13 protein-coding genes are annotated in these 16,898 nt (G+C 72.6%); 7 read left to right on the top strand and 6 right to left on the bottom strand.

Features of this window, described 5'->3' with window-relative positions:
- The first annotated feature begins 84 nt into the window (after window positions 1–84).
- Complete coding sequence (locus tag ACIO3R_RS19595; RefSeq protein WP_402107089.1) at window positions 85–975, top strand: LysR family transcriptional regulator; 891 nt, start codon at window positions 85–87, stop codon at window positions 973–975.
- A 332-nt stretch (window positions 976–1,307) separates the two neighbouring features.
- Here the strand turns inward: ACIO3R_RS19595 and ACIO3R_RS19590 are convergent, their stop codons facing one another.
- From ACIO3R_RS19590 to ACIO3R_RS19575, 4 genes are all read right to left on the bottom strand, one after another.
- The gene (locus ACIO3R_RS19590; RefSeq protein WP_402107088.1) at window positions 1,308–2,027 is read right to left on the bottom strand and encodes a class I SAM-dependent methyltransferase; all 720 of its coding nucleotides are present in this window, start codon (window positions 2,025–2,027) and stop codon (window positions 1,308–1,310) included.
- Between the two features lie 111 nt (window positions 2,028–2,138).
- The gene (locus ACIO3R_RS19585; RefSeq protein WP_402107085.1) at window positions 2,139–4,592 is read right to left on the bottom strand and encodes a SpoIIE family protein phosphatase; all 2,454 of its coding nucleotides are present in this window, start codon (window positions 4,590–4,592) and stop codon (window positions 2,139–2,141) included.
- A 156-nt stretch (window positions 4,593–4,748) separates the two neighbouring features.
- Window positions 4,749–7,193, bottom strand: a complete 2,445-nt coding sequence (locus tag ACIO3R_RS19580) for an MFS transporter (RefSeq protein ID WP_402107080.1) — start codon at window positions 7,191–7,193, stop codon at window positions 4,749–4,751.
- 188 nt (window positions 7,194–7,381) lie between these two features.
- Window positions 7,382–7,825 (bottom strand): SRPBCC family protein, encoded by a 444-nt coding sequence (locus ACIO3R_RS19575; RefSeq protein ID WP_363020735.1) that lies wholly within the window; start codon window positions 7,823–7,825, stop codon window positions 7,382–7,384.
- Between the two features lie 148 nt (window positions 7,826–7,973).
- Here ACIO3R_RS19575 and ACIO3R_RS19570 point away from each other — a divergent pair, with 148 nt between their 5' ends.
- The 3 genes from ACIO3R_RS19570 (at window position 7,974) to ACIO3R_RS19560 (ending at window position 11,379) form a co-directional block, all read left to right on the top strand.
- The gene (locus tag ACIO3R_RS19570; RefSeq protein WP_385029063.1) at window positions 7,974–9,023 is read left to right on the top strand and encodes an Rv2578c family radical SAM protein; all 1,050 of its coding nucleotides are present in this window, start codon (window positions 7,974–7,976) and stop codon (window positions 9,021–9,023) included.
- 150 nt (window positions 9,024–9,173) lie between these two features.
- Complete coding sequence (locus tag ACIO3R_RS19565; RefSeq protein WP_402107075.1) at window positions 9,174–10,766, top strand: alpha/beta hydrolase; 1,593 nt, start codon at window positions 9,174–9,176, stop codon at window positions 10,764–10,766.
- 100 nt (window positions 10,767–10,866) lie between these two features.
- Window positions 10,867–11,379, top strand: a complete 513-nt coding sequence (locus ACIO3R_RS19560; RefSeq protein WP_402107170.1) for a GNAT family N-acetyltransferase — start codon at window positions 10,867–10,869, stop codon at window positions 11,377–11,379.
- 19 nt (window positions 11,380–11,398) lie between these two features.
- On the opposite strand, the gene ACIO3R_RS19555 is transcribed toward ACIO3R_RS19560, so the two are convergent.
- Window positions 11,399–11,971: an adenylosuccinate lyase gene (locus ACIO3R_RS19555; protein ID WP_385029054.1), complete on the bottom strand. Its 573-nt coding sequence runs from the start codon at window positions 11,969–11,971 to the stop codon at window positions 11,399–11,401.
- A 360-nt stretch (window positions 11,972–12,331) separates the two neighbouring features.
- On the opposite strand from ACIO3R_RS19555, the gene ACIO3R_RS19550 reads away from it, so the two are divergent.
- Both ACIO3R_RS19550 and ACIO3R_RS19545 read left to right on the top strand, forming a co-directional pair.
- A complete protein-coding gene (locus ACIO3R_RS19550; RefSeq protein WP_402107072.1) occupies window positions 12,332–14,113 on the top strand; it encodes a 3-hydroxyacyl-CoA dehydrogenase family protein in 1,782 nt (593 codons plus the stop codon).
- Between the two features lie 109 nt (window positions 14,114–14,222).
- Window positions 14,223–15,038, top strand: a complete 816-nt coding sequence (locus ACIO3R_RS19545; RefSeq protein ID WP_385029048.1) for a TetR family transcriptional regulator — start codon at window positions 14,223–14,225, stop codon at window positions 15,036–15,038.
- A gap of 26 nt (window positions 15,039–15,064) precedes the next feature.
- On the opposite strand, the gene ACIO3R_RS19540 is transcribed toward ACIO3R_RS19545, so the two are convergent.
- Window positions 15,065–15,835 carry a restriction endonuclease gene (locus ACIO3R_RS19540; protein ID WP_402107069.1) on the bottom strand — a complete coding sequence of 257 codons (771 nt, stop codon included), beginning with the start codon at window positions 15,833–15,835 and terminating at the stop codon, window positions 15,065–15,067.
- Between the two features lie 174 nt (window positions 15,836–16,009).
- Here ACIO3R_RS19540 and ACIO3R_RS19535 point away from each other — a divergent pair, with 174 nt between their 5' ends.
- Entirely contained in the window at window positions 16,010–16,819 is an 810-nt protein-coding gene (locus ACIO3R_RS19535; RefSeq protein ID WP_402107066.1) for a GNAT family N-acetyltransferase, read from the top strand.
- Window positions 16,820–16,898 lie beyond the last annotated feature (79 nt).

The following is a 16,898-nucleotide window of genomic DNA, read 5'->3' as shown; positions in this document are numbered from 1 at the left end:
GATTGCAGGGTCCAGGCTCGCCCACATCGATCCAGCAGTCCAACAGGAGATTCCGCTTGGATTCAGCGTCTATATTTCTCAATCATGGAGTTGCGGCAGCTGGAACACTTCGTCGCGGTCGCAGAGGAGCAGCACTTCACCCGGGCCGCCGAGCGCCTCGCGGTGTCGCAGTCCGGCCTCTCCGCCTCCGTCCGGGCGCTGGAGCAGGAGCTGCGGACCCCGCTGTTCAGCCGGACCACCCGCAGTGTGCGGCTGACCGAGGCGGGGCGCGCCCTGCTGGTGGAGGCCGAGCGCACGCTGGCGGGCGCGCGGGCGGCGAAGGATGCCGTCGACGCCGTACGGGGGCTGCTGCGCGGCACCCTGTCGGTGGGCGTCGAGCAGTGCGTGGCCGGGGTGAGCCTGCCGCGGCTGCTCGCCGCCTTCCACCGTGCGCACCCGCACATGGAGATCCGGCTCCGCCAGGAGGGGACGACGAGCCTGGTGGACGGGGTGGCCGGCGGGCGGCTCGACATCGCGTTCGCCGCCACGGTGAGCTCCGTGGAGTGGCGCGGCGAGCTGGTCCCGCTGGCCCGTGAGCCCATGGTCCTGCTGTGCGCCCCCGGCCACCGGCTGGCCGCGACGGAGCGCGTCGGGTGGGACGAGCTGCCGGGTGAGCCGTTCATCGACTTCCATCCGGACTGGGGTCCGCGCCGGGCGGCCGACGAGGCGTTCGCGACGGCGCGGGTGCGCCGCACGGTGGCGCTGGAGGTCAACGACGTGCACAGCCTGCTGGAGCTGGTGCAGGAGGGGCTCGGCATCGCGGTGGTGCCGCACCACTTCTCCCGCAAGCCCGAGGCACGGGGCCTGGTGGCGGTCCGGCTCGACGGGGCGGTCCAGCCGTACTACGAGAGCGTCGTGGTGCTTCCGGACGCGCGGTCCATGAGCCCCGGAGCGCGGGCGCTCATGACGCTGGTGCGGGAGGAGACGGGGCGCTGAGGGTTTCCGGGACGCGGCGGCCCGGAGGCCGCCCGAGTGGCCGGGCCGGCCTGCACCGCGCCGGAGACAGGTCCGCGGACTCCTCGTCTCCGGACAACGGACCCGGCTCGTCCCGGATCGCCAGGCTCCCCTCCGGGAGGGCGTCCCGGGCCACCCGCGCCCTCTGCCCGGGCCCCGTTCGGCCGCGTCGACATCCACACCCACCGCGCACGACAACATCGGCCTTCAAGACCACACCCGGGTCCCGGAGGCCGACGTCGCGCGAGGCCCCGAATCCGACAGCGTCCCGGATACCCGGTGGGGGCCGACGCGGTCTCCTCTCGGGCCCCGGATCAGCCGCCGGCGAGCACGAACCACCTGGCCGGCAGGTCGATCCGGGTCCCGTCGGGCAGCTGCTCGGTCTGCGGCAGGGCCGTGTCACCGCTGTCCAGCGTGGTCAGCCCGGCCGCCCTCAGGAGTGCGGGCACCTCCTCCTCGGTGGCGTCGGCCGGCTTGAGCCCGTGGTCGTAGACCCGGCGCAGCTTCTTGGGCGGACCGTCCGGCCCCTGCGCCGCCTGCCGGAGCACGTCCTTGGAGGCCGGGGTCAGCTCGGCGACGAAGGCCCGGCCGCGCGCCCCCAGCAGCGTCGCCACGGCCGCGGCGACCGCGGGCCTGTCCCCGGCCTCGCTCTGGTGGATCACCGCTCGCATGTAGACATTGGCGTCCCCGATCCGCTCGTGCAGGGCGCGCACCGCGTCGCCGTCGGTCAGGTCGAGCTGGGCGAACTCGGCGACGCCCTCGGTGTCCGCGCGGCGGGCATGGCCGATCGCGGCGTGCGAGAGGTCCACGCCGATGGCGCGGGCGAACCGGGTGGCGAGGTAGCGGGTCTGGGTGCCGTTGCCGCAGCCGAGGTCGACGACGGGCAGCGCGGCGTCCGCGTACGGCAGGAGCAGCTCGCTGTGCGGTGCGGCGCTCAGTGAGGGGTCGGAGTCCCAGATCGCCTCGCCGGGCGCGTCCGAGGTGGCGGCCCAGAAGCCTTCCCACGCCTCGCTGTACCGCTGTGAAACATCCATGCGCACTCCCGAAGTCCCGTCGCACTGAAGCACCTTGCACCACAAGGGACTACCGCTCCCCGCCGGTCGGGGCAAGGGTGCGTACAGGACCGGGGGCCGGGGCCGCCGCGTTCACCAGCCGGTGCGCGGGAGACGGGGCAGCCGGGAGAGAGCGAGCTCGAACCAGACGGTCTTGCCGCGGGCCGTGGTGCTGCTGCCCCACTCCCGGGCGAGGCCGCTCACCAGGACGAGCCCGCGGCCGAACTCGTCGTCGGCGGTGGCTTCGAGGAGCGTGGCGGGGGCGGGCTCGTCGTCGCTGACCTCGCAGAGCAGGGCGCCGGTGCGGACCAGCCTGAGCCCGATGTGATGGGTGCGCCCGTGCTTCACGGCATTGGTGACGAGCTCGCTGACCATCAGCTCGGCCGCCTCCACCGCGTCCGGCAGCTCCCAGTCGAGCAGTTTGCCGCGGACCATCCGGCGGGCGCGGGCCACCTCGCGCGGATCCAGGGCGAGTTGCCACTCGGCGACGTCGCCGTCGGGGATGCCGTTGAGCCTGGCCATCAGCAGCGCGACGTCGTCGTTGCGGCCGCCCCTGGGGTTGAGCGCGCGGATGATCGTGTCGCAGGCGTCGTCCATCGACGCGGCGGGGTGCGCGGCGGAGGCGCAGAGCGCGGCGAGACCGGCACCGATGTCCTGGCCGCGCACCTCGACCAGGCCGTCGGTGCAGAGCACCAGACGGTCGCCCGGCCGGACCTGTACGGTCGCGGTCGCGAAGGCCACCCCGCCGACCCCGATCGGGGCGCCGGTCGGCAGGTCGAGCAGTTCGGCCCGGCCGTCCTCGGCCCGGACCAGCACCGGCGGGATGTGCCCGGCGTTGGCGATCTGGAGCTCGGAACGGATCGGGTCGTACACGGCGTAGAGACAGGTCGCCAGATACTGCTCGCCGAGGCGCTGGGCCAGGTCGTCCAGGTTGCGCAGCAGCTGCGCCGGCGGCATCTCCATGGTGGCCATCGTCAGTACCGCGGTACGCAACTGACCCATCATCGCCGCCGAGTTGAGTCCGTGCCCCATCACGTCACCGACGACCAGCGCGGTCCGGGAGCCGGGGAGTTTCACCGAGTCGAACCAGTCGCCGCCGACCCTGCCGAGCCGGGCGCCGGGCAGATAACGGGTGGCGATGTCGCAGCCGGCCATGCGCGGCTCGACCTGGGGCAGCATGCTGTCCTGGAGGGTCTCCGCGACGTTCTCCTGGTAGGTGTACATGCGGGCGTTGTCGAGGACGAGCCCGGCCCTGGCGGCGAGTTCGGCGCCGGTGGTGCGGTCCATGTCGTCGAAGGGCTCCCGGCCGGGGCGCCGCATCAGGACCATGAAGCCGAGCACCACGTCGCGGGCCTTGAGCGGCACGATGAGCAGGGAGCGGTGGGTGATCAGCGGACGCAGGTCGCGCTTCTCGAACTCGCCCGAGATCCGGTTGCTCAACTCCTCGCTGACGTAAGGGATGATGACCGGCTCGCCGGTGACCATGCACTGGAAGAACGGGGTGTGTTCCGGGAAGGCGATGGACTCGCCGACCGGCACGGTGTCGTCCCAGCGGCCCGGTTCGTCGTTGTGCTCGACCCAGACCCGGTGCCAGATCGTCGTGACGTCGGGCGGGCCGTCCGGGAAGCCCTCGCCGGCGAGGACCGCGGCGCGCAGATGGGTGCCCGCGAAGTCCGTGAAGCGGGGCACCGCGGCGCTGGTGACCTCGCGGATGGTGCGCTCCAGATCGAGGGAGGAACCGATGCGGCCGCTGACCTCGTTGAGGAATTCCAGCCGTTCACGGACCGCCGCGTATTCGAGGTCCAGCTCGGGGCGGGGCGCCGCACGGGGCGTGAGCCGGTCGTCGGCGCCGTGGTGCGAGTCCCGCGAGCCCCGGTGTCCGGCGCGCTGCGGCACTCCCCAGTCAGGGGTCACCGGGATCCGGTCGTGGCGGCTGAAGTCCAGTACGGGATAGCCGAGTTCGAGTACCTGGGAGACGATCCGGGTGGCCTCGTGGACGCTCATGCTGGGCAGGATCTCGGGCAGCCGCCCGGACAGCTCCCGGTAGCCGGGGAAGTCGGTGTGCAGGGCGAATCCGGGTGCGATCGTCTCGGCGTCCCGACCCTCGCCCGCCTCCGCTCCGCGTACCTGCGCGGAGTCCGCGGCGAGCACGAGCAGCCGCTCGGGGCCGGGGCCGACGAGCGGATAGGCCCACCACAGGACCTCGATCCGGCCGCGGTCCGGTTCGTCCACCCGGGCCCGGCCCGCGGCCGGGTAGCCGACGGTGCCGCTGAGGGAGCTGTCGAGCTCGGGGCCGTACTCGGCGTACATCCCGCCCCGGGACGGTTCGCCGTGGTCCCCTAACGCCCCGGCGACCGGGAGCAGTTCGCCGGCCGGGCAGCCGACCGCGTCGTCCCTGGCGACACCGAAGAGCCTTCTGGCCCCGGTCGACCAATGCGACACGAGTCCGTCCGCGTCGACGACGACCACGGCGAGCGGCACGCGGCCCGCCGCGGCGTCACGCGGTGGCGGTGGTGGTGTCCTCTGCGACGGCACACCGAGGTCCATGGGTGGAAGGCTCCTTCCCCACCGCAAGGTTCTGCGGTACGTGGCTCCACCGTACGGGGCCGCGACCGGCGCTCGCCGGGCATCGACCGAATCACCCACGAAGGTGGTGCGCCCCGCGCACTCGGGGGCGCATCACCTTCATCACCTGTCTCGGGCTCAGTCCTCGTGGCCCAGTTGGAGGTCCCTTTCCGTGCGCCCGCCGCCCGCGACCTGGAGGACCGTGGCCACCGGCGGGTAGCCGGCGGCGATCACGGTGTACTCGCCGGTGGACAGGTCGACGAACCGGAAGGCCCCGTCGGGCCCGGTGGTCAGGGTGTCGACCACATTGCCCGCCGCGTCCAGGAGCGTGACCCTGGCGTCCTCGACGAGCCGCCCGCCACTGGCGCGTACGACGCCGCGCAGCACGGCGCCGCCGGCCAGTTCGATGTCCTGCCGGGTCTCACGGGCCGCCTGCACACTGACCGGGAGCGCGGCGGGCCGGAACGCGGGGGCGCTGGCCGCGAGGGTGTACTCCCCCGCCACCAGTTCCGAGATCACATAGCCGCCCTCGCGGCCGCTGCGGGTGGAGGAGACCACCTCGCCGCGTACGTCGGTCAGGGTGACCGCCGCGTCGCGCACCGGAACGCCGTCCGCCGTCATCACGGTCCCCGCCAGCCGGCCCGCACCGCCGAGCACCACGTCGAGTTCCACGGGCCGCTCGCCCACGGTGACGCTGACGGCCTGCGGCTGGTGGCCCCCGGCCGCAGCGATGAGGACGTAGGAACCGGCGCCGGGGACGCTGAGCGCGTACCGCCCCTCGTCGCCGCTGGCGCCCCTGCCGACCTGCTGCCCCTGGACGTCGATGAGGGTGAGGGCGGCGTGCGGGACCTTCGTGCCGTCGGGGTGCTGGACACTGCCGCGGACGGGCACCCCCGAGAGCGGTGCGGCGGGCTGGGTGCCCGGGTCGGTGCGGGCGGAGGGGATCGTCGCGGGCTCGGCTGCGGTTTCTGGGCTGTGGTGGGACACCAGCGGTTTCTCCTTGAGGAAGAAGGCGAAGAACAGGCCGAGCACGAGGACCGGCACAAGGTAGAGGAAGATCCGGGGCATCGCGTCGGCGTATGCCTGGATATAGCTGTCACGCAGCACCGGGTCCATGGCGTGGACCAGTTGCGGCGTGATCGACTCGGGGTCGGGCAGACCGGCTCCGGACGGCAGCCGCACCGCGAGCGCGTCGGCGAGCCGCCCGGCGAAGAGCGTGCCGAACACGGCCGCGCCGACGCTGCCGCCGATCTGCCGGAAGTAGTTGTTGGCGCTGGTGGCGGTGCCGAGGTCGGCGGGCCGTACGGAGTTCTGCACGGCGAGCACCAGCACCGGCATGATCAGCCCGATCCCGAGACCGAGCACCGCCTGCGCGATGCTGTACTCCAGCCGCGGGGTGTCCGTTTCGAGCCGGGACAGCAGCCACATGCCCACCGCCGCGAGAGCACTGCCGGCGATCGGGTAGACGCGGTATTTGCCGGTACGGGAGATCAGCTGGCCCGAGACGACGGACGCGGCGACGATGCCGCCCATCATCGGGAGCATCAGCAGCCCGGACTCGGTCGCGGTGGCCCCGTCGACCATCTGGAGGAAGGTCGGCAGATAGCTGGCGGCGCCGAACAGGGCGACCCCGACGACCGCGCCGACGAGGGCGCTGACGTTGAAGATCGAGTCACGGAACAGCCGCAGCGGAATGATCGGTTCGGGTGCGCGGTGCTCGACGACGACGAAGAGCAGAGTCGTTCCGGCGGCTCCCGCGGCCAGTCCCAGGATGGTGCCCGAGCCCCAGGCGTACTCCGTACCGCCCCAGCTGGTCAGCAGCACCAGACAGGTGGAGGCGACGGCCAGCAGCAGGGCGCCGAGGATGTCGAGCCGCGGCCGGACGGCGGGCTTCGGGAGCTTCAGTACGACGGTGATGACCGCGAAGGTGACCAGGCCGAACGGGATGTTGATGTAGAAGCACCAGCGCCAGGAGGCGTGGTCGGTGAAGAAGCCGCCGAGCAACGGGCCCGCCACGGAGGCGAGTCCGAAGGCCGCGCCGATGAGTCCCATGAACCGGCCGCGCTCCCGGGGCGGCACGACGTCCGCGATGATCGCCTGGACGCCGATCATCAGCCCGCCGCCGCCGACGCCCTGGAGGGCGCGGAAGGCGATCAGTTCGTCCATGGTGCGCGACCAGCCGGCCAGCGCGGAGCCGATGACGAAGACGACGATCGCGAACTGGAAGACGCCCTTGCGGCCGAAGAGGTCGCCGAGCTTGCCGTAGACCGGGAGCCCGATGGTGGAGGCGAGGAGATAGGCGGTGACCGCCCAGGACATCTTCTCCAGGCCGTGCAGCTCACCGACGATCTTCGGGAGCGCGGTGGCGACGATCATCTGGTCGAGCGCCGCGAGCAGGAGCGTGAGCATCAGCCCGATGAAGATCAGGCGGATGCGGCGGGGATCCGTCTCGTATGCCGGGGGCAGGAGCGGAGCGGCCGATTCCGTCGCGGCCGGTGGCGGGCGCGGTTCGGACGTCTGCACCGTTCCGGTGTCGCCCGTACCGTCGGGCTCGTCCTTGACCAGAGTGATCCCACCCACCACGTGCCGCTCCCCTCGTCGCATTCTGCGCCGCCCATTTGTCGCATTGCGATATAAGGGAGGGCAAACGCGGCGAGGGGCGCTGACGGCGCACCCGGAAGGCTTAGCCGCCGGTGGGGGCCACTACGGCGCACAACCGGCCGGATGGAAAGACCACCCGAACCGGTGAGGCCGGAAAGCGGGACCGGGGGCTACTTCTCCACCTCGGTGGCGAGATTCTGCAGGAGCTCGTCATAGATGCGGCCAAGCCCCTTGGGCGCGAAGGTCTTCTCGAAGAATCCGCCGATGCCGCCGGCGCCGTTCCACACGGTCGAGACGACCGCCTTGGACTTCCCCTCGCCGGCCGGGGTGACGGTCCAGGTCGTGACCATCGAGGAGTTGCGGTCCTTCTCCACGAGCCGGCCCTCGGTGGGCTCGCTGACCTCCAGCAGGCAGTCGCGCACCCGCTTGCTGGTGGCCTGGAGCTTCCAGTGGACGAGGGTGCCCTCGCCGTCACCGCCCTCACGCACCTCGTACTCGCTGAAGTGGCCGGGCAGCACCTTGCCGCGGACGTCCTTGTAGTCGGCCAGCGCGTCGAACACCGCTTCCGGGTCCGCCGCGATGATCCGCTCTGTCGTGGCCTCGACCTGCGCCATGGCTGTTCCTCCAGCACTCGGTTGTTCGGGGTGTGCTGAGCCAACCACCTCCGGCACCCGGCTCAAAATCCGCTCGGGGACGAAGGGGAGGAAACGATCAAGGGAACAAGTGTTCTATTCTCGGGTCAGTGCTACCTAGGAGGCGTCCATGCGCTGGGACAATCTGGCCGATAACCCCGCCAAGACCGCCACGAGCGGAGAGGCCGCGCTCTTCGCCGCGGACGCGGTGACGACGCGTACCTTCGACACCCCTGAGTTCCGGGGCATCACCTTCCACGAAGTCCGCGCCCGCTCGATCGTGAACCGGGTGCCGGGCGCGTCCCGGATGCCGTTCGAGTGGACGGTGAACCCCTACCGCGGCTGTTCGCACGCCTGCGTCTACTGCTTCGCCCGCAAGACGCACAGCTATCTGGACCTCGACACCGGGCTCGGCTTCGACTCGCAGATCGTCGTCAAGATCAACGCCCCGGAGCTGGTGCGCCGCGAACTCGCCGCCGGCCGCTGGCACGGCGCGCACATCGCGATGGGGACCAACGTCGACTGCTACCAGCGCGCCGAGGGCCGCTACCGGCTGATGCCCGGCATCCTCGCGGCCCTGCGCGACCACGCGAACCCCTTCTCCATCCTGACGAAGGGCACGCTGATCCTGCGCGACCTGGAGGTCCTGCGGCAGGCGGCCGAGGTCACCGAGGTGGGCGTCTCGGTCTCCGTGGGCTTCGTCGACCCCGAGCTGTGGCGCACCGTGGAGCCCGGCACCCCCTCCCCCGAGCGCCGCCTGGACGTCGTGCGCACCCTCAGCGAGCACGGCATCGGCTGCGGGGTGCTGATGGCGCCCGTCATCCCGTTCCTCGGCGACCGGCCGGACCAGCTGCGGGCGACGGTCCGCGCGATCGCCGCCGCCGGCGCGACCTCGGTGACCCCGCTCGTCCTCCATCTGCGCCCCGGCGCCCGGGAGTGGTTCATGGAGTGGCTCGGCCGCCACCACCCCGAGCTGGTGGGGCGGTACGAGCGCCTGTACGCGGACGGGGCGTACGCGCCCACGTGGTACCAGCGCCGCATCACCCGCCAGGTGCACGAGCTGGCGGCCGAGTACGGCATCGGGCCCGCGCACCGCGGGACCCCCCGCGCACTCCCCGGGCGCGACGAGCCGCAGCCCCCGCTCGACGGCGCGGAGCCCACCCAGCTGACCCTGCTCTGACCGGACCCCGGCGGATCCGGGACACCGGACGCCCGGCAGGGGCAAACGGGTCATCTCTCACCGGAACAGGTCCTCCGGCTCCGAATGCGGGGAGCATCCGGCGGGGGCTGCCGTCACGCGCAGCCGTGTTCCCCCACCACGGGAGGCCATATGACGAAACGTCCAGGGATTCTGTTCGCCGTCGGGGCGACGGTCGCGGGTCTGGTGACCGCCGCCCCGTCCCCGGCGACCGCCGACACCGGTGCGCAGCGCGCCGTATCGCTCAAGTGGGCCGACTGCGCCACCAAGTCGTCCCCGACGCTCCAGTGCTCCTCGGTGAGTGCCCCGCTCGACCATGACGACCCGTCGGGCCGGAAGGTCACGCTCGCCCTGACCCGGGTCCCGCACACCTCGAAGACCTTCCAGGGCCCGCTGCTGGTCAATCCGGGCGGCCCCGGCGGCAGCGGACTGTCGATGGCCGGTTTCGTCGCCGCCTCGCTGCCGAAGGCGGTGGCCGCCCAGTACGACGTGATCGGTTTCGACCCGCGCGGCGTCGGCAAGAGCCGGCCGGCCCTGGACTGCGTGCCGAAGTACTCGGATCCGGTACGGCCCGACTCGGTGCCCCGCACCCTGCGGGACGAGCAGGTCAACCGGGACCGCGCCCGGTCCTTCGCGGCCGCCTGCGGCAAGAAGTACCCGGACCTGCTGCCTTACATGGACACGGTCAGCGCGGCCAAGGACCTCGACGTGATCCGCCGGGCGACCGGCGCGGCCAGGCTCAACTACCTCGGGTACTCCTACGGCACCTACCTGGGCTCGGTGTACGCGAAGCTGTTCCCGGACCGCGTCCGGCGCCTCGTCCTCGACTCGAACGTCGACCCGACCGGCATCTGGTACGACGACAACCTCAGCCAGGACTACGCGTTCGACAACCGCCACAAGGCGTTCATGGCCTGGGTGGCGAAGTATCGGAGCACCTACCGGCTGGGCAGTGACCCGGCGAAGGTCGAGGCGGCCTGGTACCGGATGCGGGACGCGGTCAGGAAGCATCCCGCGGGCAAGAAGGTCGGCGCGAGCGAGCTGGACGACACGTTCCTGCCGGGCGGCTACTACAACGGCTACTGGCCCGCGCTGGCCGAGGCGTTCGCCGGTTACGTGAACCACAAGGACGAGAAGACGCTGGTCAAGGCGTACGAGCGATTCGGCGCGGTCGACGCGCAGGGCGACAACGGATACTCGGTCTACACCGCAGTGCAGTGCCGGGACGCCCAGTGGCCGCGCGACTGGAACGTCTGGCGCAACGACGCCTGGAGGGTGCACACCAAGGCGCCCTTCATGGCCTGGAGCAACACCTGGTACAACGCGCCGTGCGCCGACTGGCCGGTGGAGCCGCTGAATCCGGTCCGGGTCTCCAACCACGACCTGCCGCCCGCGCTGCTCTTCCAGGCCACCGACGACGCGGCCACACCGTACGAGGGCGCAGTCACCCTGCACCGCAAGCTCCGCGGGTCCAGCCTGGTCGTCGAGCAGGGCGGCGGCAACCACGGCGTCACACTGGGCGGCAACGACTGCCTGGACGCGTATCTGGCGGACTATCTCGCCAAGGGCACCGTGCCACGCGGCAAGGGCGGCGACGTGGACGCGGTCTGCGCGAAGACGCCCGACCCGAAGCCCGCGACCGGCAAGGCCGCGAAGACGGCGCCCCGTACGGGCGCCGAGGGCCGGGGCAGCGCGCTGCACGGAGTGCTCGGCTTCCGGGGCTGACGGGGCCGGGATTCACGTTCCCTGCGGGGGCGTGCGCGAGGATGGGCGGGTGACCACACGCCCCGCTTCCGCGCACGCCCCCGAACTGCTGGTCCGGGACATGACCGTCGAGGACTGCGGGGCCGTGGCGACGGTCCGGGTGCGCGGCTGGCAGAGCGCCTACGCGGGGCTGATGCCGCAGGCGCATCTGGACGCGATGAGCATCGCCGAGGACGCGGAGCGGCGCCGCGGGTTCCTGGCCGAGGGCAACGAGGTCGTCAACGTGGTGGCGGAGCGGGCGGACCTCGGCGTCATCGGCTGGGCGGCGTACGGGCCGTACCGCGAGAACGGCAGACGGCTCGCACGCGGTGAGCTGTACGCGCTCTACGTGCTGCCGGAGCGGACGGGGACGGGGGTGGGCCGGGCCCTGATGGCCGAGGTGCTGGCGCGCGCCGCCGCGGCCGGCCACCCCGAGCTCGCGCTCTGGGTGCTCAGGGAGAACGCGCCGGCCCGCCGCTTCTACGCCCGCGCGGGCTTCCGCCCGGACGGCGCGGAGGAGCCCTTCGAGGTGGACGGTGTGCCGGTGCCCGAGGTGCGTTACGTGCGCTCGCTCGGCGCGTCCGAGGGGCGCTGACCACACACCGCCGCGCCCCTCAGCACGTCGGCAGCCTGCTGAGCGCCTCGCCGGCCGCGCCGCCCAGCCGGGGGTGCGGCAGGGCCGCCTCCAGCACCGGGCGGGCCTGTGCGTCGCCGAGCCGCCCCAGCCCCTCGACGCAGGCCAGCGCCACCCGCCAGTGCGGTTCGTCCGGCCCGAGCAGCCTGCGCAGGGTACTCACCAGGGCCGGTACGGACTCCGGGGCGCGCAGTTCGCTGAGCAGCCGGACCGGGTACAGCGCGTAGGCGGTGCGCAGGGAGTTGGTGGCGAGTGCGGCGGCGGCGCGCGGGGTGCGCGGGTCGCCGAGGCGGGCCAGGGCGTGGGCGGCGCCGGCGCAGCGCTCCGGGTCGCGGTGGTTGAGCAGCAGCACCAGGGTCTCGAAGGCCCGCCGGTCGCCGCCGCAGCCCAGCCGGAACGCCGCGATCTCGCGGGCCCACAACGGGCGTTCGCGCTCGATGAGGACCTGCGCCAGCTCCTCGTCGTCCTCGGTGACGAGCAGTCGGCGGTAGGCCGCCGACTCCCCCGCCTCTTCGGCCAGCCGGTGGGTCAGCGACCGCAGCTCCTCGTCCATGACCGTCAGCGTATCGGTGCACACGCAGCGTGCCGAAGAGGGCGTCGAATGTGAGCGGGCGCACAACGACCCGGGGCTGGCGCGCTCGTTACTCGCCGGTTAACCTCATGTGAGCGGGACACTCCCCCGCCGGCTCCGGTGGCCTGGTGACGCAGCCACCCGGAGTGGATGTCGGTTCGGCAGCTGTGCGAGGCGTGACTCCGGGACAGAGTCCGCCGCCCCTTCCCGGTCCCGGCGTGCCCCGTGCGCCCGGACGTGAGCACCACGACAGACAACTCCCGCGCGCCGCGCACCCTCGGCCCCTCTCATCGGCCGCGTGCCGCGCGTCCCTCAGTCGTCACTCATCCCTGGAGTCCCGTGATGGACACCCCGCTCAGCACCATCGCCGTCGTCGGCCTCGGCACGATGGGCACCGGCATCGCCGAGGTCCTCGCCCGCTCCGGCCGCGAGGTCATCGGAATCGACATCAATGACGCGGCCGCCCGCCAGGCCGTCGCCGCCCTGGAGGCCTCCACCGCCCGCGCCGTGCGGCGTGAGCGGATCACCGAGGAGGAGCGGCGCGACGTCCTCGCCCGGTTCCGTACCTTCTCCGACCTCCAGGCCGCCGCGGACGCGGAACTGGTCATCGAGGTGGTGCCAGAGACGTACGAGATCAAGCAGCAGGTGTTCCGGGATCTCGACGCGGTCGTCTCCCCCACCGCGATCCTCGCGACGGGCACCAACGCCCTGTCGGTGACCCGGCTCGCCGCCGAGTCCCGGCACCCGGAGCGCGTGCTCGGCCTGCACTTCTTCAATCCGGCGCCCGCGATGAAGCTGGTCGAGGTGGTCTCGTCCGTGCTCACCGCGCCGCCCGCCGTCGCGGCGGTCACCGACCTCGCCCGCCGGCTGGGCAAGGAGCCGGTCGCGGTCGGGGACCGCCCGGGGTTCGTGGCCGACGGGCTGCTGTTCGGCTACCTCAACCAGGCCGCGGCGATGTACGAGGCGCGCTACGCCTCCCGCGAGGACATCGACGCGGCGATGCGGCTGGGCTGCGGTCTGCCGATGGGCCCGCTCGCCCTGCTGGACCTGATCGGCGTCGACACCGCCCGTACCGTCCTGGAGGCGATGTACTCCGCCTCGCACGACCGGCTGCACGCCCCCGCGCCGATCCTCGGCCAGCTCAGCGAGGCCGGGCTGACCGGCCGCAAGACGGGCCGCGGTTTCTACACCTACGCGGGTCCGGGCAGCCCGGACGTGGTCCCGGACGCGCTGACCCCCGCGCGGGACAGCGCGGCGGGCGCGGGGCGCACCGTGCGCTCCGTGGGGGTCGCGGGCTCCGGGACGATGGCTTCGGGGATCGCCGAGGTCTTCGCGAAGGCCGGGTACGACGTGGTGCTCGCCGCGCGCGGCCAGGAGAAGGCGGAGGCCGCCAGGGGCCGGATCGCGAAGTCGCTGGAGCGTTCGGTCGCCAAGGGGCGGCTGACGGCCGGGGCCCGGGACGAGACCCTGGCCCGGATCACGGCGGCCGGTTCGCTGGACTCCTTCGCCGAGGTCGACCTCGCCGTCGAGGCCGTGGCCGAGGACCTGCTGGTCAAGCAGCAGCTGTTCGCCGCCCTGGACAAGGTGTGCAGGCCGGGCGCGGTGCTCGCCACCACCACGTCCTCGCTGCCGGTGGTGTCGATCGCCCGTGCCACCGCCCGGCCGGAGGACGTCGTCGGGATGCACTTCTTCAACCCGGCGCCCGCGATGAAGCTGGTCGAGGTGGTCCGCACGGTCCTCACCGCCGACGACGTGCACGCCACGGTCCGCGAGGTCTGCGCGAAGGTGCGCAAGCACCCGGTGGACTGCGGGGACCGGGCCGGGTTCATCGTGAACGCGCTGCTGTTCCCGTACCTCAACAACGCGATCAAGATGGTCGAGGAGCACTACGCGACCCTCGACGACATCGACGCCGCGATGAAGCTGGGCGGCGGCTACCCGATGGGGCCCTTCGAGCTCCTGGACGTCGTCGGCCTCGATGTCTCGCTCGCCATCGAGAAGGTGCTGCACAACGAGTTCCGCGACCCGGGCCTCGCCCCGGCGCCGCTGCTGGAGCACCTGGTGGCGGCCGGTTGCCTCGGCCGCAAGACGGGGCGCGGCTTCCGCGAGTATGCCCGCCGCTGAGAGGGCCCGGCCCGGCGGTCCCGGAGCCGGCTGGGGCGGGCTGCTCGGTCCTCCGGGCAGCCCGCCCCCACAGGCGCGCTCCCCTGCGCCGATGCAGTACGTTCACACCATGTCCCAGCCCGCCAGGTCCCCCCGTGTGTCCGCCGCGCCCGACGCCCCGGAAAGTGCCGCGGGCACGCGTGCCGCCGCCCAACGGCTCAAAATGCGCCGTGAACTGGCCGCCGCGGCGATGGAGCTCTTCGCCACGAAGGGGTACGAGGCGACGACGGTCGACGAGATCGCGGGCGCCGCGGGCGTCGCCCGGCGGACGTTCTTCCGGCACTTCCGCTCCAAGGAAGAGGCGATCTTCCCGGACCACGACGACACTCTCGTACGCGCCGAGGCGGTCCTGAACGCCGCTCCGGCGCACGAGCACCCGCTCGACACGGTCTGCCGGGGCATCAAGGAAGTCATGAAGATGTACGCGGCGAAGCCCGCGGTCTCCGTGGCCCGCTACAAGCTGACCCGCGAGGTGCCCACCCTGCGGGAGGCCGAGATCGCCTCTGTGGCCCGCTACGAGCGGCTCTTCACGCGCTATCTGCTGGGCCACTTCGACGAGCGCGACCACCATGTCGGCAATGACGACCCGCTGCTGGCGGAGGTCGCGGCGTCCGCCGTGGTCACCGCGCACAACCATGTGCTGCGCCGGTGGCTGCGGGTGGGCGGCCAGGGCGATGTGGAGGCGCAGCTGGACCACGCGTTCGCCATCGTCCGCGACACCTTCGGCACCGGGATCGGGGCGGGCCGGACCGCCGGGAGCGAGCCGGCGAAGGCGCAGGCCGCCTCGGTGAGCGCCGAGGGCGAGGTCCTGGTCGCCGTGGCGCGCACGGACGCGCCGCTGGACGAAGTGATGCGCACGATCCAGCAGGCGCTCAAGGAGCGCTGAGCGGGGGCGCACGGCTCCCGGCGGCCTCAGAGCCACGGCGGCGGTGCGGTCCCTTCGTTCCAGGCCACGAGCGCCTCGCCGTCCACACAGAGGATCGCGCACTGCTCCGCGTACTCCAGGGCCGGAGTGGTGTAGGCGCTGGTGGTGACGCAGACGGCGATCTCGGCCTCGTGCACGGCGTAGCAGGTTCCGCCGAATCGCTGGAGGTCCTGTGAGCCGACCTTGTTGTCCGGCCCGTAGTACTTGCACTGGACGACCAGTCGCCGTCCGTCGGGGGCGGTCGCGATCACGTCGGCCCCCAGGTCGCCCGCTCCGCCGACAACCTGCACGTCGGAGCAGCCGTCCCGCTCGCAGAGCGCGGCGATCGCGTCCTCGAACCCGTCGGCGTCCAGGGCCTCGTGGCCCTGCGCCTCCTCCTCGGGCTCGGCCGGCTCCCACTCCTGTTCCAGCACCGGTTCCGGCAGCAGTTCCGGCAGAGGTTCCGGCCCCGGCAGGACGGCCGTGCGCCCCGTGCCGTCGTCATGGAGGGCCCGGAACTCCGGGCCCGGGGAGCTTCCGGGCTCCTCGGGCGGCTCGAAGAGCTCCTGCACGGCCTCGGAGAGCGGGCCGGGGCCGCCGCGCGGGCGGCGACGCGTCCGGCGGAGGTACAGGAGGAGGGCGCCCGCAGAGGCGAGCGCGGCGGCCGGCACGACGGCGGCCGGATGCCTGAGCGCCCCCTCCCAGGCGATGCGCACCATCAGTCCTCCACCGCAGATCAGCAGGGCCACGGCCCCGAATCCGCCGGCGGTCGTGCGCACGCTGAAAGCCTTCGGGGAGCCGCCGGAGCCCCGCCCTCGCACCGGTACCGTCATGCGCGCCGCCCCGATATGCGTCTTCCAAGATCATTCATGTCTGCCGTCTGCCCCGCTCGGACCGATCCAACGGCGGCAAATCCGGTTGCCGGTGTACCGGCCCGGTGCTGTGGTGTGCGGATGAGCGATCAGACAACCGCACACCGCGAAGAACTGCTGGCCGTCTTCGACCGGGAGATGCGCGAGCACGCCCGCTCCGACGGCCCCGGCGTCCGCGTCGAGCGCACCGGCGACGTCGTACGCCAGGCCGGCGCGGCCCATGACTGGAACGGGGTCGTCTGGTCGTCCCCGGACCTGGACGCCGCACGGGCCGACGCGGCGATCGCCGCCCAGGTGGCCCACTGCGTGGAGCGCGGGTACGACGAGTTCGAGTGGAAGCTGTACGCGCACGACCGCCCCGCCGATCTGGGGGCCCGGCTGCTGGCGGCCGGTTTCGAGGCGGAGGAGCCGGAGACCCTGCTGGTCGCGCCGGTCGCGGACCTGCCCACGGAGGTCGTGCTCCCCGACGGCGTCCGGCTGCGCACCGTACGTGACGAGGCCGATGTGGAGCTGATGGCCCGCGCCCACGAGCAGGCGTTCGGCTCGGACCGGACCCGGCTGCGGCAGCAGGTGCTGGCCCGGCTGACGGAGGACCCGGACCACTTCGTGGGGGTGCTGGCCATGGCGGGCGAGGAGCCGGTGAGTTCGGCCCGGATGGAGCTGTACCCCGGCACCGGCTTCGCCGGGCTGTGGGGCGGCGGCACGGTGGAGGCGTGGCGCGGCCGGGGCGTCTACCGGGCACTGATCGCCTTCCGGGCCCGGATCGCCGCGGAGCGCGGCTTCCGGTACCTCCAGGTCGACGCGACCGAGGACAGCCGCCCGATCCTCCAGCGCCTCGGGTTCACGGCCCTGACCACGACGACCCCGTACATCCACCGCCCCGCCTCCTGAGCTCCCGCCACGGGGCACAACACACCAGAACGCCCTTCGTGTTGCTCATGCGTGGCACCCGGACGACAATTGAGGGAAA

Origin of the sequence: Streptomyces sp. NPDC087428, assembly GCF_044744085.1 — a bacterium.
Lineage (GTDB): Bacteria > Actinomycetota > Actinomycetes > Streptomycetales > Streptomycetaceae > Streptomyces.
This window is presented reverse-complemented; position numbering and strand designations above follow the sequence as displayed.

What these genes read in the sequence shown, in the direction of transcription:
- ACIO3R_RS19555 (WP_385029054.1), bottom strand. Translation starts at nt 11,971, where the DNA reads ATGGACGAGGAGCTGCGGTCGCTGACCCACCGGCTGGCCGAAGAGGCG.
- ACIO3R_RS19550 (WP_402107072.1), top strand. Translation starts at nt 12,332, where the DNA reads ATGGACACCCCGCTCAGCACCATCGCCGTCGTCGGCCTCGGCACGATG.
- ACIO3R_RS19545 (WP_385029048.1), top strand. Translation starts at nt 14,223, where the DNA reads ATGTCCCAGCCCGCCAGGTCCCCCCGTGTGTCCGCCGCGCCCGACGCC.
- ACIO3R_RS19570 (WP_385029063.1), top strand. Translation starts at nt 7,974, where the DNA reads ATGCGCTGGGACAATCTGGCCGATAACCCCGCCAAGACCGCCACGAGC.
- ACIO3R_RS19565 (WP_402107075.1), top strand. Translation starts at nt 9,174, where the DNA reads ATGACGAAACGTCCAGGGATTCTGTTCGCCGTCGGGGCGACGGTCGCG.
- ACIO3R_RS19585 (WP_402107085.1), bottom strand. Translation starts at nt 4,592, where the DNA reads ATGGACCTCGGTGTGCCGTCGCAGAGGACACCACCACCGCCACCGCGT.
- ACIO3R_RS19535 (WP_402107066.1), top strand. Translation starts at nt 16,010, where the DNA reads ATGAGCGATCAGACAACCGCACACCGCGAAGAACTGCTGGCCGTCTTC.
- ACIO3R_RS19590 (WP_402107088.1), bottom strand. Translation starts at nt 2,027, where the DNA reads ATGGATGTTTCACAGCGGTACAGCGAGGCGTGGGAAGGCTTCTGGGCC.
- ACIO3R_RS19595 (WP_402107089.1), top strand. Translation starts at nt 85, where the DNA reads ATGGAGTTGCGGCAGCTGGAACACTTCGTCGCGGTCGCAGAGGAGCAG.
- ACIO3R_RS19560 (WP_402107170.1), top strand. Translation starts at nt 10,867, where the DNA reads ATGACCGTCGAGGACTGCGGGGCCGTGGCGACGGTCCGGGTGCGCGGC.
- ACIO3R_RS19575 (WP_363020735.1), bottom strand. Translation starts at nt 7,825, where the DNA reads ATGGCGCAGGTCGAGGCCACGACAGAGCGGATCATCGCGGCGGACCCG.